The 14,492-nt window shown below is 63.8% G+C and carries 12 protein-coding genes; 5 read left to right on the top strand and 7 right to left on the bottom strand.

What is annotated here, in order from left to right:
- Positions 1-385 precede the first annotated feature (385 nt).
- From QD356_RS13480 to QD356_RS13460, 5 genes are all read left to right on the top strand, one after another.
- Positions 386-1,078, top strand: a complete 693-nt coding sequence (locus QD356_RS13480) for a DUF4124 domain-containing protein (protein ID WP_225996596.1) — start codon at positions 386-388, stop codon at positions 1,076-1,078.
- A gap of 263 nt (positions 1,079-1,341) precedes the next feature.
- Entirely contained in the window at positions 1,342-2,436 is a 1,095-nt protein-coding gene (glnL, locus tag QD356_RS13475) for a nitrogen regulation protein NR(II) (RefSeq protein WP_264158090.1), read from the top strand.
- A complete protein-coding gene (ntrC, locus tag QD356_RS13470) occupies positions 2,433-3,842 on the top strand; it encodes a nitrogen regulation protein NR(I) (protein ID WP_043335756.1) in 1,410 nt (469 codons plus the stop codon). The genes glnL and ntrC overlap by 4 nt, the downstream gene beginning before the upstream one ends.
- 151 nt (positions 3,843-3,993) lie before the next feature.
- Positions 3,994-5,331, top strand: a complete 1,338-nt coding sequence (locus QD356_RS13465; protein ID WP_043335753.1) for a deoxyguanosinetriphosphate triphosphohydrolase — start codon at positions 3,994-3,996, stop codon at positions 5,329-5,331.
- Positions 5,332-5,749: 418 nt separating this feature from the next.
- Positions 5,750-7,501, top strand: coding sequence for a BCCT family transporter (locus QD356_RS13460; protein WP_043335751.1), 1,752 nt, complete (start codon positions 5,750-5,752; stop codon positions 7,499-7,501).
- A gap of 109 nt (positions 7,502-7,610) precedes the next feature.
- Here the strand turns inward: QD356_RS13460 and QD356_RS13455 are convergent, their stop codons facing one another.
- The 7 genes from QD356_RS13455 to QD356_RS13425 form a co-directional block, all read right to left on the bottom strand.
- Positions 7,611-8,447, bottom strand: a complete 837-nt coding sequence (locus QD356_RS13455; RefSeq protein ID WP_107335810.1) for a hypothetical protein — start codon at positions 8,445-8,447, stop codon at positions 7,611-7,613.
- A gap of 149 nt (positions 8,448-8,596) precedes the next feature.
- Complete coding sequence (locus tag QD356_RS13450) at positions 8,597-9,517, bottom strand: nuclease-related domain-containing protein (RefSeq protein WP_192838989.1); 921 nt, start codon at positions 9,515-9,517, stop codon at positions 8,597-8,599.
- 92 nt (positions 9,518-9,609) lie between these two features.
- On the bottom strand, positions 9,610-10,062 hold the full coding sequence (locus QD356_RS13445; RefSeq protein ID WP_192838988.1) for a YbaY family lipoprotein: 453 nt from the start codon (positions 10,060-10,062) through the stop codon (positions 9,610-9,612).
- 51 nt (positions 10,063-10,113) lie between these two features.
- A complete protein-coding gene (locus QD356_RS13440; RefSeq protein WP_043335744.1) occupies positions 10,114-10,488 on the bottom strand; it encodes a translation initiation factor Sui1 in 375 nt (124 codons plus the stop codon).
- Positions 10,489-10,673: 185 nt separating this feature from the next.
- A complete protein-coding gene (gene fba / locus QD356_RS13435; protein ID WP_043335741.1) occupies positions 10,674-11,738 on the bottom strand; it encodes a class II fructose-bisphosphate aldolase in 1,065 nt (354 codons plus the stop codon).
- Positions 11,739-11,857: 119 nt separating this feature from the next.
- Positions 11,858-13,021 carry a phosphoglycerate kinase gene (locus tag QD356_RS13430; RefSeq protein ID WP_192838987.1) on the bottom strand — a complete coding sequence of 388 codons (1,164 nt, stop codon included), beginning with the start codon at positions 13,019-13,021 and terminating at the stop codon, positions 11,858-11,860.
- The gene (locus QD356_RS13425) at positions 13,018-14,127 is read right to left on the bottom strand and encodes a glyceraldehyde 3-phosphate dehydrogenase NAD-binding domain-containing protein (protein ID WP_225996594.1); all 1,110 of its coding nucleotides are present in this window, start codon (positions 14,125-14,127) and stop codon (positions 13,018-13,020) included. Before QD356_RS13425 ends, QD356_RS13430 begins: the two co-directional genes overlap by 4 nt.
- Positions 14,128-14,492 lie beyond the last annotated feature (365 nt).

Here is a 14,492-nt window from a genome sequence, read left to right as displayed (position 1 = left end):
TGCCTTCCAGGTGAAGGCAAGCCCACGACGATGACGACAGCAGGGCCATACCGACAGGTGTGGCCCTGTTTTTCGTTGTGGCCCTGTTGTTCATTATGGCCCTGTTTCGTTCTATCTCTTTGCTCTGATCCTTTGCTCTGCCCCTGATCCTTTTCCCTGGGATCGGCCATGCTGCTGACAGATATGCAGGGCGCGGTGGTAGCCTTGCGTGACAGTCAATGCCCACAGGCATCTTGTCGAAGGCCCCAAATGCTGGCATCAACGCGATAAGCTTTGTAACTTGTTAGCCTTGTCATCAGGCAGCAGGATCGCCTGCCGATAGACCCAACCCGCTGGAGCTGCCTGCGGCTTCTGGCCTCCCATGACTCTCTTCAGGAATCTTCGGATGTGGCCCTTCGTATCCTCCCTGCGCGTCGCCAACCCCGCGACTGACTCGCGTGTACTGCCAGCAGCGCGCCCCGAGCCACTGCAGTGCCTGTTGCTGGCAGCGACGCTGATGCTGTCGAGCCTGTCGTTCGATATTCAGGCGGCCCAGGTCTATCGTCACGTCGATGCCAACGGCAACGTGGTCTTCAGTGATCAGCCTGCGGGCGGCAGCAAGGTGCAGCTGACGCCGCTCAGCGTGGTGCCGTCGACGGAATCCCTGCCGCCGCGGCGCAGCACGCCGTCGCGCGTGAGTACTGCCTCATCCAGCGAGAGCACCCGCACCCGGGCACCTGCGGTGGATGTGGCCTTCCGTGGCTATACCACCTTCACCATCCAGAGCCCGTCCAACGAGGAAACGCTGCAGACTGGGCAGGCGGGCAATCTGGCGGTACGCCTGGGGATCGAGCCCAAGCTGCGCCCGGAAGACAAGGTGCGCGTGACCGTGGACGGCGCGCCATCTCAATCCGCCATGCACAGCACCGTCTTCATGGTGCCGGCGCTGGAGCGTGGCAAGCATGTCATCCAGGCGGAGTTACTGGATTCCACCGGTCGCGTACGCCAGACCAGCGAGCCGAAGGTGGTCTATGTGCAGCGCGCCAGCGTCAATCTGCCTCGCAACCCCAACAATCCTGCCAATGCAGGCGGAGGCTAGCAGCGTAAGGGCGGCCTGCTTTCTTCGTGCGTTTCTCCTTCGCTGACAGGCCGCCTTCGGGCGGCTTTTTCGTGTCTGGGCCAGTCGATATCGGGCCATCTGGTGGCGGAGTGAGGCAACGCGAGCTCGAGCACGATTTTTCGTCTGCACCATTTTGGTGCCAATATGAGGGGCCAGAAATGGTTGCACAGCATCGGACGCCGTGTTCTCGGTGCCTGCACCAGACTGGCGCGGTTATTGCAGAACAGGGAGACGTACTGCAGATGGCGAACAAACCCATGCATCAACGACTGCTCGAACACCTGAACACTGCCGTGGTGGTGCTGGACTCACAGCTGCAGATGGTCTGGATGAATCCCGCCGCGGAGACGCTGCTGGCGGTGAGTCTGGTGCGCGTGAAGGGCAGTACGCCCGACAACATGACCGGGCTGGATGACACCCTGATCAATGTGCTGCGCAAGGCGCTGGAGGAACAGCACCCCTACACCCAGCGTGAGGCCGAGATCATCAACGCGGCCAATGAAGCGCTGACGGTGGATTTCACCGCGACGCCCATCAGCGCCAATGAACTGCTGGTCGAGATAGAGCCGCGTGACCGCCTGATGCAGATCTCGCGCGAAGAAGCGCTGATCGCCCGCCAGGAGGCGGTCAAGGTGCTGACACGCGGGCTGGCGCATGAGGTCAAGAATCCGCTTGGCGGCATTCGTGGCGCCGCCCAGCTTCTCGAACGTGACCTGCCCGAACCGCAGATGGTGGAGTTCACGCGCATCATCATCGAGGAGGTGGACCGTCTGCGTGATCTGGTCGATCGCATGCTCGGGCCGAACCGGCCGCCGCTGCAGGCGCCGGTCAATGTGCATGCGGTGACCGAGCGGGTGCGGGCCTTGCTGCAGGCGGAAGGCAGCGCCATCACCTTGAGCGCTGACTATGACCCGAGCCTGCCGGAGGTGATCGGCGACGAAGGCCAGCTGATCCAGGCGGTGCTCAACATCGCGCGCAACGCCACCCAGGCCCTCAATGAGCAGCCACAGCCCGATTCACCGCAGCCCGATGCCGCCCCCTACGAGATCACGCTGCGGACCCGTGCTCGTCGTCAGTTCACGCTGGGCCACGAGCGCCACCGGCTGGTCTGCGAGCTGGCGATCATCGACAACGGTCCCGGCATTCCGGAGAGCCTGCGCGAGACGCTGTTCTACCCGATGGTTTCGGGGCGCGCCGAAGGCTCAGGGCTCGGGCTGTCGATCGCCCAGGGCATCCTGCACCAGCATCAGGGGCTGATCGAGTGTGACTCGCGCCCCGGCCATACCGAATTTCGATTACTCATTCCGCTAGCCGGCACTTCTGGAGATCACACATGAGCGAGACTGCCCGCGTCTGTATCGTCGATGACGACCGTGCCATTCGCTGGGTGCTGGAGCGCGCTCTGGCACAACCCGACCTCGAGGTGGAAACCTTCGAGCGGGCCGATCAGGCCGAAGCCAGCATCATGCGTCAGTGCCCGGATGTCCTGATCACCGATATCCGCATGCCCGGAACCGATGGCCTCGATCTGATGGCGCGCGTGCGCGAGAAGTACCCGGACCTGCCCGTCATCGTGATGACTGCGCATTCCGACCTCGACAGCGCCGTGGCCTCCTATCAGGGTGGCGCCTTCGAATATCTGCCCAAGCCGTTCGATGTCGATGAGGCGCTGGCGCTGGTACGGCGCGCCGTGGCACATGCCCGTGAGTCCAAGGCGCCCGCCGCCGTGCCGGAAGGGCTGACCAAGGAAATCATCGGCGAAGCGCCGGCGATGCAGGAAGTCTTTCGCGCCATCGGCCGCCTGTCTCAGTCGCATATCACCGTCTTGATCAACGGTGAGTCCGGTACCGGCAAGGAGCGTGTGGCCCAGGCGCTGCATCAGCACTCGCCGCGCGCCGCCAAGCCGTTCATCGCACTCAACATGGCCGCGATTCCCAAGGACCTGATGGAATCGGAGCTGTTCGGCCACGAGAAGGGCGCCTTCACCGGCGCCACGGCGCTGCGCCGCGGGCGCTTCGAGCAGGCCGATGGCGGCACGCTGTTCCTCGATGAGATCGGTGACATGCCCGCCGAGACCCAGACCCGTCTGCTGCGCGTACTGGCCGATGGCGAGTTCTATCGTGTCGGTGGCATCACGCCGGTCAAGGTCGACGTGCGCATCATCGCCGCGACGCACCAGCACCTGGAAAAGCTGGTCGAGGATGGGCGTTTCCGTGAGGATCTCTTCCACCGCCTCAATGTGATTCGCGTGCATCTGCCGCGCCTGTCGGAGCGTCGCGAAGACATTCCGCGTCTGATGAGCCACTTCCTGGGCGAGGCTGCGCGTGAACTGTCGACCGAACCCAAGGTACTGACGGAGGCCGCGGAGAAGCATCTGACGCGCTTCGACTGGCCGGGCAACGTGCGCCAGCTCGAGAACACCTGTCGCTGGCTGACGGTGATGGCCTCGGGACGTGAAGTGATGATCGAGGACCTGCCGCCGGAGCTGCGCGATGCCAGCGGCACCGAGGCGGCCTCCGGCGATTGGCGTGGTGCCTTCCGCGAGTGGGCGGACCGCGCACTCGCCGCCGGCCACACCCATCTGCTGGAAGAGGCGGTGCCCGATTTCGAGCGCATCCTGATCGAGACGGCCCTCAAGCATACCGGTGGTCGCAAGGGCGAAGCCGCCGAGCTGCTGGGCTGGGGGCGCAACACCCTGACCCGCAAGCTCAAGGTGCTGCTGCCGGCGCTGGCCGAGGACTGAGGACAGCCTGAGCGGGTCAGGGGACAGCCTGAGCGGTCTGGAGAGAAAGAGAGCAGGGTGCCACAATCCCTGTTCTCTTTTTTTATGCGCGTCATTCACCTGTTATCTGCTCGCCGACGCCAGTACACGGCGTCTGCCAAGGAGTTGCCTGATGTCATCAATGAGCTGGGAGCGACTGCTGGAACCGAGTCGCCTGCATGACGCACCGGGCACCGTATCGCGCGAGATGGGGCGGACTCCCTTCCACAAGGACCACGACCGCATCGTGTTCGCGGGTTCCTTCCGTCGCCTGGGGCGCAAGACCCAGGTCCACCCGCTGACCGACAATGACCACATCCACACGCGTCTGACCCACTCGCTGGAAGTCGGCTGCGTCGGCCGTTCGCTGGGCATGATGGTCGGCGAGAAGCTCAAGGAGCAGTTGCCCGACTGGATCACGCCGTCGGATCTCGGCGTCATCGTCCAGACCGGCTGCCTGGGGCATGACATCGGCAACCCGCCCTTCGGGCACGCCGGGGAGTACGCTATCCGCGACTGGTTCGCTGCCGAGGCCGCCAGTGATCACGGTCGGCTGGCCGGGCTGAGCGATGCCGAGCGCGAGGACCTGCTCACCTACGAAGGCAATGCCCAGGGCTTTCGTATCGTCACCCAGATCGAATACAACCAGTTCCATGGCGGCATGCGCCTGACGGCAGCGACGCTGGGCACGCTGCTCAAGTACCCGTGGACGGTGGAGCACGCCACGGCCGGCGGCAAGTTCGGCTGCTATCAGAGCGAGCGCGTGCTGCTGGATCAGGTCGCCGAGCGCTGCGGGCTGCTGGCACGGGCCGATGGCCGCTGGTGCCGTCACCCGCTGGCGTGGTTGGTCGAGGCCGCCGATGACATCTGCTATGCGCTGCTGGACCTGGAAGATGGCCTCGAGATGGGCATCCTGCAGTTCGAGGAAGTGTTCGAGATTCTCACCGGCATCAGCGGTGGCGAGCCGCGCGAATATCAGGAGATGGTCGCCCGCGGCACCTCCCAGCGGCGCAAGGTGGCGGCGTTGAGAGGCGCGGCGATGGAGCGTGCCGTCAATGATGTCGCCGAGGCTTTCGTGCAGCGCGAGACGGAACTGCTGGCCGGCACGCTCAGTGAAGACCTGCTCGACCTTTGCCACCCCGACCTCGGCTGGGGCGTGCGGGAAGCCAAGAATCTGGCGCGCCAGAAGATCTTCCGCAACGAGCGCAAGGCCAAGCTGGAGATTGGCGCCTACACCACGCTGGGTATCCTGCTCGAGGCCTTCATCGGCGCTGCGCATGAGCTGCATACCAAGGGGCGCTCCAGCTTCAAGCATCAACGTGTGCTGGCATTGATCGGCGAGAACACGCCGACCAAGGACTGGGATCTCTACCGCAGCTATCGGCGCATGCTCGACTTCATCGGCGGCATGACGGACCACTTCGCGGTGGATCTCGCCCAGGAGATGGGCGGCCGTCTGCGCGGCGACTGAGCCCGAGGCGCCATCAGCTCGATCATCTCAAGCCTGATTACATCCACCAGGGAACGGCAGCCGTGCCGTTCCCTGGTGGGTGCCTGCTCTCCGGCCTGACATCTGCCGCTTTTCCTGCGTCTTACCCCTATGGGCCTTCTCTCCTGCTGCTATCCACCTCTGCGCTGCCTGTTCTGGCTGTGTCTTCCCCGCTGATTTGCCTGTCGCTGCCAGCCCTGTCGTCGTGCTTCCTGCTCTTCTCTTGGCCTGAACGCCAAGGCCTGCCAAGCGCTAATAAATGACTTGCTTGCGTTAAATTAACTTTACGTAGCCGCTTGGATCGTTGTACTAGGATTGTACGCAGTGGGGATGCGTGTATCGCAATCACTCATGATAAGCTGTTATCATGCATAGCAATAACGATAAATGAGGCTTATATATGAGCAAGGAAACCCGAAAGGTATCCGCCAGGGCGGCGGGCGATCGGCCGGAAAAGCCCTTCGACATGATCGACAAGCCGACCTTCTTCGGCTCGATCTTCCTGCTGTTGGCAGTGACGCTGCCCCTGGTCATCTTCCCCGAGCAGGGCGCGATGTGGGTATCGGCGGCCAAGAACTTCGTCACCAGCAAGCTCGGCGTGCTCTATCTGCTGCTCGGCGTGGGGGCCGGCGGCTTCATGATCTACATCATCTTCAGCGACATCGGTCAGATAAAGCTCGGTGATGCCGAGGAGAAGCCCGAATTCTCCATCGTGTCGTGGGCGGCGATGCTGTTCTGTGCCGGTATCGGGGCCTCCATCCTGTACTGGTCGATGATCGAGTGGGTCTACTACTATCAGTCGCCCCCGTTCCATGTGGAAGGCCAGACACCGGAGGCAGCGGAATGGGCCGCGGCCTACGGCATCTTCCACTGGGGTCCGCTGGCATGGGCGATCTACCTGATTCCCGCCGTGCCGATTGCCTACTTCTACTACGTGCGTCACCACAGCGTGCTGAAGATTTCCGAGGCGCTGATGCCGGTGCTGGGCGAAAAGCTGGCGCATGGCTGGCTGGGCAAGCTGATCGATATCAGCTTCATCTTCGGCATGCTGGGCGGCGGTGCTACCACCCTGGGTCTGGCGGCGCCGATGATCAACGAGGGGGTGCACGAGCTGTTCGGAGTGCCCAAGTCGCTGACCACGCAGATCGTGGTGCTGCTGGTGTGTACCGCCCTGTTCGGCTACAGCGCCTACGTGGGCCTCAAGAAGGGCATCAAGCTGCTGTCAGACATCAACTTCTGGCTGGCGGTCGGCCTGTTGCTGTTCATCTTCATCGCGGGGCCGACCCTGTTCATGGCCAATACCGGCCTGGATGCGCTGGGCCGCGTGATGAGCAATCTGATCCACATGGCCACCTGGCTTGAGCCGTTCGCCGAGTTCAAGGGCTTCGAGGACACGCACTTCCCGCAGGACTGGACCATCTTCTACTGGGCCTGGTGGCTGGTATTCGCGCCCAGCGTGGGGCTGTTCATCGCGCGTATCTCGCGGGGCCGCACCATCCGCGCCATGGTCGCCGGTTCGATGTTCTTCGGCACCATGGGCTGCTTCCTGTTCTTCATGGTGATGGGCAATTACGGCCTCTACCTGCAGCTGTCCGGTGAGCTGGACGTGGTCACCATCCTCAATGACCAGAGCCCGACCGCGGCCATCTTCGCGATGCTGCACACGCTGCCGCTGGACTACGTGGTGATCTTCGCCTTCACGCTGCTGGCGCTGATCTTCACCGCGACCACCTTCGACTCCATCTCCTACATCCTGGCCGCTGTGGTCCAGAAGGAAGTCGATGAAGAGCCGATGCGCTGGAACCGCCTGTTCTGGGCCTTCGCCCTGTCGTTCATGCCCATCGTGCTGATGTTCATCGGCGGGCTGGAGACCCTGCAGACGGCCTCCATCATCGGGGGTGTGCCGCTATTGGCAGTGGCCTTGATGCTGTGCATCTCCATCGTGCGTGCCGCGCACTATGACCTGCGCTACCAGCCGGATTACACGGTCAAGGAAATCAACATCGAGGAGTTCCCGGCAGACGACCCCTGGACTGAAGACGGCACTTGGGAAATACCCGACGAGGACGTGCCGGCAGCAGGCAAGCCGCGGCAGGACCCGCCCAAGGATCATATCGAAGGCGACCCGCACAGCCGTCCCTCACGCCTGTGAGGAGATGAACCGCCTGGCCGGTTGAACGGCCAGTGTCAGACGACAAGACGCCGCCCATTGGGCGGCGTCTTGTCGTTCAGGGCAGGCAAGGGCGTACGCCCGCAAGGCGTCAGCCGGTTTCCTCGAGTGTCGCGCGGCGCACCCGGCGCGGCGTCAGTAGCGGTGGCGTCGGGTCGTTGTCGCTGCTGTCGAGCGCCAGATGGCGGAGGATGGCGGCACCGATGCGCCGCGAGCTGTCCGGGATGCCCTGATTGCCGAACAGGCGGTTGAACTCGAACACGAGCGGATGGCCATCGACCATCGCGATATCGAAGCCGGCATGATCGACACTCAATGCCTCGGCCAGGTGCAGGGCCAGGGCGATGGCGGGGGCCGGGATATTGTCGTAGGCCGTCTCGCCGCCCTGACTGACATTGGAGCGATAGCCGCCCAGCGGCGTGACGCGCCAGTAGGCGGTGATGACTTCGCCACCCACCACCACGATGCGCAGGTCGCGGTCGATCTCCAGGCGCGGCTGGGCATACAGCACCGGATGCTCCGCCGCATGTGCTTCCAGTTCGCCACGCGACTGGATCAGCTTCACGCCGACGCCCATCGAGCTTTTGACTTCCTTGACGATCAGCGGATAGCCGAAGCGCGCCTCGATATCGTCGATTGCCTGACGGCTGGCGCCGCGAATCTCGGTCGGCGGCACGTTGTCCGGGCAGATGGCCTGAAAGACGCGCGTCTGCTCGACCTTGTCGTGGCCGATCGCGTAGCTGGGCAGGCTGGGGAAGATGCGTTTGCCGAGGCCGTAGACCAGGGTGGTGATCTGCCAGTATTCGGGAAACAGCAGGATATCGGCGGCGCGGATCTCGTCGAGGTGATCCAGCATGCGCTCCGGCTTGATATAACGAACACCGGGAATGCCGAGGGTACGAAAAGCGTCGAAGGTGATGAGTTTCATGCGGGATATGTCGCCAAGAGCGCCATCATTGCGATAGCGCGATAAGGTTGCCAAGGCTGGACCGGCGTGTATTTAACGCCGGGCGGGGCGCCTTGGCAAGCCTTTGTCTGGCGCGGCCATGCTCCGAGGGGTCGGAGCATGGCGGAGGATCAACTGGTGGCGAGGCGCTCGGCCTGGACGCGGTCGAGAATCGCCTCGTTGATGCGCTGCTTGAGGGCGTCATCCAGGGTCGGGCAACCCTCTTCCGGGGCCATGCAATGGGTGCTCAGCCACTCGGCCAGGCCCTCGCCATTGACGACTTCGGGGTCATCCTCGCGCTGGGTCCCCTCGCGCACGATCTGCCAGCCCGGCAGCGCCAGCAGCCCCTTCACCGGCACGTCGACACCGCATTCACGCTTCAGCCAAGCGGCCGTCCAGTCGCGTGCGGTACGTGTCTCGCGCAGTGGTTTGCGCTCGCGATAGCCCGGGAAGTACAGGCGACCATCCTTGAGTTTGACCTCATCCTTGAGTGCGCCCAGCGCATCCAGCGGCCGCGAGCGCGCCTTGGTGCGAATGGCGTAGGCGCCGGCGGGGGTGACCACCAGATGATCGATATGGAAGCCATCGGCCGGCACGTCGTGATAGACCATGCTGGTCAGCTGTTCCGGGCGGATCAGCTGGTCGAGTTCCTGACCGATGGACAGCTCGCAGGCCAGCCCCAGCTTGAGCTTGCGGATGCGCTGGAAGTGTCGCGTCAGGCGCAGCGCGAACACCAGCACCAGCAGCGCACAGGCCAGACCGTAGGCGGCCCACTCAAGCCAGTTCTGCTCTTCACCGAATACCATGCGCCCCATGCCGTAGACCAGCGGACTCAAGGTGATGAGCGGCCCGAGCGCCCCGTCGAGAAACAGCGCCTGGAAGGCCTCGTCGAGACGGTCACGCAGGCTCTGGCCCGGTTCACGCAGCTGGCGGCGGGTCAGCGGCGACTGGATGCGCCGCTCATGCAGACCGCGCATGCCCAGCACCACCAGCGCGATGGCACCCAGAGGGGTAAGGAAGAAGACAGGTAACAGGTATTCCAGCCAATCCATTGGGGTGTCCTATCGGTGAGAGACGGGCCTACTGGTCAAGTCGAGCGTACTGGTCAAGTCGAACGTACTGATCGGGCCGGGCGAGCGCGCCATCAGTGGCCCAGCGCACGCGGCAGCGGCGTGAGCGGGATCTCGACCTCGCCCTGCGAGGTGCTGGCGTCACCCAGTACCGGCACCGCGCTGTCATTGATCCAATACAGGCGACCCTCGCTGCGCACATCGGCTTGCAGCGCATAGCGATGGCCTTCCTCGATGGCGTTGCGATCGTACTGCAGGCTGACCGGGAAAGGCCCTTCACGCAGGCCGCCATAGCGGGTACTGGCAATCAGCCCGGCCTCGGCATCGGCGCGGGAGACATCCACCAGGCGCACTTCCAGCATCGCACCCGGCGGTGCCGTGAAGGCCTGCTGCGGCACCACGCGCGCCTCCAGCTGCGTGAAGTCCGGGCCGGTCATGCAGCCACCCAGCCCGAGCGTGGCCAGCAGCAGGCCAGAGAGCGAGAGCGTGCGAGCCGAAGGCCGGCGTGGCGTGATGAAGTTCAGCATGGAAATCCCTTGTGCAGCGAGATGGAAGGCAAAGGTGCGCGCAGCAGTCGTTCAGCCACCGGCCAGCTTGACGGTATAGCCCATCCGCGTGAGTTCAGCCTTGAGCGTCTCGCGGTGATCGCCCTGGATCTCCACGATGCCATCCTTGAGGCTGCCGCCAGTGCCGCACCGCTGCTTGAGAGTCTTGGCCAGGGCCTTGAGTTCCTTCTCGGCGAGCGGAATCCCGCTCACGGTGGTCACGCCCTTGCCCTTGCGACCGCTGGTCTCGCGACGGATACGCACCACGCCATCGAGGCTTGCCAGGCGTTCACGCTCGGCGAGGTCGGCACATTCGCACTCGGCTTCGGCACGCCGACACTCAGGGCAGGTTGCGCCATGTTCGGTGGAATAGACAAGCCCGGACAGTTGATCCTTGAGCGAGGCCATGATGTCTCCTGCGATACGGTGATGAATGATCAATGCCAAACGGAATCTCGAAAGGATACCTGCGTGCGCGAGAGGCTGGCACCCTGAGGCGCATAAAAAAGGCGACCCCGAAGGGTCGCCTTTCTCTTCATTCCCTGCCTGCTCGCGTGAGGGCAGGCAGGGAGACCTTGGCGGGTGCCGCCCGATCAGTTGATCTTCGGGTCCAGCTCGCCACGGTTGTAACGCTCGAACATCGCTTCGAGGTTGATCGGGTCGATCTTGCTGCCATGACCGGCGGCACCGAAGGCTTCGTAGCGGGCGATGCAGATGTCGCGCATCGCCTTCACGGATTCCTTCAGATACTTGCGCGGGTCGAATTCAGACGGGTTCTGCGCCATGAAGCGACGGATGGAACCGGTAGAGGCCAGACGCAGATCGGTGTCGACGTTGATCTTGCGCACGCCGTGCTTGATGCCTTCGACGATCTCGTCGACCGGCACGCCGTAGGTTTCCGGAATCTTGCCGCCGTATTCGTTGATGATTTCCAGCCAGTCCTGCGGCACGGAGGAAGAGCCATGCATCACCAGGTGAGTCTCGGGGATGCGGGCGTGGATTTCCTTGATGCGCTGGATGGACAGGGTGTCACCCGTCGGCGGCTTGGTGAACTTGTAGGCGCCGTGGGAGGTGCCGATGGCGATGGCCAGGGCATCGACGTGGGTCTTCTTGACGAAGTCGGCGGCTTCTTCCGGGTCGGTCAGCATCTGGTCGTGGTCCAGCTTGCCTTCGGCACCGATGCCGTCTTCTTCACCGGCCATGCCGGTTTCCAACGAGCCGAGGCAACCCAGCTCGCCTTCGACGGACACGCCACAGGCGTGGGCCATCTCGACGGTGCGGCGGGTCACATCGACATTGTATTCGTAGCTGGTCGGGGTCTTGCCGTCTTCGCCCAGCGAGCCGTCCATCATCACCGAGCTGAAGCCCAGCTGGATGGAGCGCTGGCAGACTGCCGGCGAGGTGCCGTGATCCTGGTGCATGACCACCGGGATATGCGGGAATTCTTCCACCGCAGCCAGGATGAGGTGGCGAAGGAACGGCGCGCCCGCGTATTTGCGTGCGCCGGCGGAGGCCTGGACGATCACCGGAGAATCGGTGTGATCGGCGGCTTCCATGATGGCGCGCATCTGCTCGAGGTTGTTGACGTTGAACGCCGGGATGCCGTATCCGTACTCGGCTGCGTGGTCCAACATCTGGCGCATGCTGATCAATGCCATGACATCACCTGTCTTTTTGAGGAATCGAGTGGAGAAGCGTCGGGTGCCCCCCGTCAGCTGACGGGGAGCGACCTTGTGGCCGTGACTCTAAGCCTGCGCCAATGAGGACACAGGCGGGTTCAGCTTGCTGCGGCTTCCAATGCCGCAACGGCCGGCAGTACCTTGCCTTCCACGTATTCGAGGAAGGCGCCGCCACCGGTAGAAATGTAGGAGACGCGCGACTCGACGTCGTACTTGTCGATGGCCGCCAGGGTGTCGCCACCGCCGGCGATGGAGAAGGCGTCGCTCTCGGCGATGGCCATCGCCAGCTGCTCGGTGCCGTTGGCGAACTGTTCGATCTCGAACACGCCGACCGGGCCGTTCCACAGAATGGTACCGGCGTCCTTGAGCAGTGCACCGAAGCGCGAGGCGGTCTCCGGACCGATATCCAGGATCATCTCGTCGTCCTGGACGTCGGCGACGGCACGCACGACGGCTTCGGCCTTGTCGGAGAACTCGGTGGCGACGACGACGTCGGTCGGCAGCGGAATCTCGACCTTGTCCATCAGTGCGCGAGCGGTATCGAGCAGGTCAGCCTCGTAGAGCGACTTGCCGACGTTGTAACCGGCCGCCGCGATGAAGGTGTTGGCGATGCCGCCACCGACGATCAGCTGATGGCACTTGTCGGACAGCGCCTTGAGCACGTCGAGCTTGGTGGAGACCTTGGAGCCGCCGACGATGGCGACCATCGGTGCACGCGGTGCGGCGAGTGCCTTCTCGAGGGCTTCCAGTTCTGCGGCCAGCAGCGGGCCGGCGCAGGCGTCGGGTGCGAAGCGTGCCACGCCATGGGTCGAGGCCTGGGCACGGTGCGCGGTGCCGAAGGCATCCATCACGTAGACATCGCACAGCGCGGCGTAGGCGCGGGACAGGGATTCCTCGTCCTTCTTCTCGCCCTTGTTGAAGCGCACGTTCTCCAGCAGCACGACCTCGCCTTCGGCGACATCCGGTGTCGTGTCGAGGTAGTCGTTGATCAGGCGCACCGGGCTGCCCAGCAGCTCGCCCAGATGTGCCGCGACCGGTGCCAGCGAGAACTGGTCTTCCGGCTCACCCTCGGTGGGGCGGCCCAGATGACTCATCAGCATCACGCGTGCGCCGGCGTCACGTGCCGCCTTGATGGTCGGCAGGCTGGCACGGATGCGCGCATCGCTGGTCACCTGACCGTCGCGGATCGGCACGTTGAGATCTTCGCGGATCAGCACACGCTTTCCGGACAGGTCGAGGGCGGTCATCGTTTGCACGTTCATGACGGGTTCCTTGGTCGTGAATCGGTGGAGAGAGCTTCCCTCGCCAGAGGCGTTGTCATCTCGCAGGCGTGCCAATGGGTGGCGACGTCCAGCATGCGATTGGCAAAGCCCCATTCGTTGTCGAACCAGCACAGCATCTTGATCAGCCGGCCGCCGGCAACACGGGTCTGGGTCGCATCCACGATACCCGAGCGCGGATCGTGGTTGAAGTCGATGGAAGCCGTCGGCTCCTCGCTCAATCCCATCAGGCCCTGCAGGCGTTGGGCGCAGGCCTCGCGCAGCAGGTCATTGACCTCATCCGCGCTCACGTCCCGCTTCACCTCGATGGACATGTCCATGCAGGACACGTTGATGGTCGGCACGCGCAGGTGCAGACATTCGAAGCGTCCTTCCAGGTGCGGCATCAGGCGGTTGATGCCCTTGGCCAGGCCGGTGTCCACCGGCACGATCGAACTCATCGCCGAGCGCGTCAGGCGCAGGTCCGTCTGGTGGTAGGCGTCGATCACCGGCTGGTCGTTCATCGCCGAGTGCACCGTGGTGGTGACGCCGCGCTCCAGCCCGAAGGCCTCTTCCAGCACCGTCAGAATCGGAATCAGGCAATTGGTGGTGCACGACGCCGCCGAGACGATGCGCATGCCGCTGCCTGCCTGCCCTGCCTCGGCGGGGGCCAGCGCCGACTGGTTGATGCCGCACACGATGGTGGCATCGACATCGGCGTCGGTATCGCCGGGCTGGGAGAACAGCAGCCGGCCGGCGCCTGCCGCCAGATGCCGCTCGGCAGTGGCGCGGTCCTTGAAGCTGCCGGAGCACTCCAGCACCAGGTCAATCCCCAATGCCCGCCAGGGCAGGCAATCTGGATTGGCCTCGGACAGGATGCTGATCGCATGGCCGTTGACGACCAGCTGGCCGTCGCGCTGTTCCACCGTGCCGGGGAAGCGGCCGTGGGTGGTGTCGTAGCGGGTCAGATAGGTGATGGTGTCCAGATCTGACAGCTCGTTGATCGCGACCACTTCCAGCGGCAGTGCCTCACCGCGTGCTTCACGTTCTACCAGCGCTCTCAGTACACACTGACCGATGCGTCCGTAGCCATTGATGGCCACTCGCAAGGGAGCGTTTCCCTGGCGTCGGGACGCCTTGTCTCCCTGGGGAGCGTCGGCGGTGGGCAGAGGCGGCTGGTGGTTCAAGGATGTCGTGTTCCGAGTGTTTTTCAGGGGGTCCATGGTAGCGCATCGCTTTGCTGGGCGGAGGGAGCGAAAGGCGCGCAAGCGCCTGATTTCTGGTTTTTTTCGTCTAAGGACACGTAGTCACACTACCCAACTGGCGGGGTTGTGTAGTCGCCGTCTGCGCTGTCTGTCGTGGGCATGATCGCCGGAGAATGACCGCTCATGCAGGATGAATCGTGTCATCAAGCCGCGACTCGTGTGAGCCACGTCGACTACAGGCGACAGCCGGTGACGCTTGAGGGCTCCCC

Origin of the sequence: Cobetia sp. 2AS (assembly GCF_029846355.1) — a bacterium.
Lineage (GTDB): Bacteria > Pseudomonadota > Gammaproteobacteria > Pseudomonadales > Halomonadaceae > Cobetia > Cobetia amphilecti.
The sequence above is the reverse complement of the archived record's forward strand: the minus strand, read 5'-3'. Positions and strand labels throughout refer to the sequence as shown.

Bases quoted from the DNA above. Each gene is read 5' to 3' on its own strand.
- glnL (WP_264158090.1), top strand. From the start codon at position 1,342: ATGGCGAACAAACCCATGCATCAACGACTGCTCGAACACCTGAACACT.
- ntrC (WP_043335756.1), top strand. From the start codon at position 2,433: ATGAGCGAGACTGCCCGCGTCTGTATCGTCGATGACGACCGTGCCATT.
- QD356_RS13440 (WP_043335744.1), bottom strand. From the start codon at position 10,488: ATGGCCTCGCTCAAGGATCAACTGTCCGGGCTTGTCTATTCCACCGAA.
- QD356_RS13465 (WP_043335753.1), top strand. From the start codon at position 3,994: ATGTCATCAATGAGCTGGGAGCGACTGCTGGAACCGAGTCGCCTGCAT.
- QD356_RS13450 (WP_192838989.1), bottom strand. From the start codon at position 9,517: ATGGATTGGCTGGAATACCTGTTACCTGTCTTCTTCCTTACCCCTCTG.
- QD356_RS13480 (WP_225996596.1), top strand. From the start codon at position 386: ATGTGGCCCTTCGTATCCTCCCTGCGCGTCGCCAACCCCGCGACTGAC.
- QD356_RS13445 (WP_192838988.1), bottom strand. From the start codon at position 10,062: ATGCTGAACTTCATCACGCCACGCCGGCCTTCGGCTCGCACGCTCTCG.
- QD356_RS13455 (WP_107335810.1), bottom strand. From the start codon at position 8,447: ATGAAACTCATCACCTTCGACGCTTTTCGTACCCTCGGCATTCCCGGT.
- QD356_RS13460 (WP_043335751.1), top strand. From the start codon at position 5,750: ATGAGCAAGGAAACCCGAAAGGTATCCGCCAGGGCGGCGGGCGATCGG.
- QD356_RS13430 (WP_192838987.1), bottom strand. From the start codon at position 13,021: ATGAACGTGCAAACGATGACCGCCCTCGACCTGTCCGGAAAGCGTGTG.
- fba (WP_043335741.1), bottom strand. From the start codon at position 11,738: ATGGCATTGATCAGCATGCGCCAGATGTTGGACCACGCAGCCGAGTAC.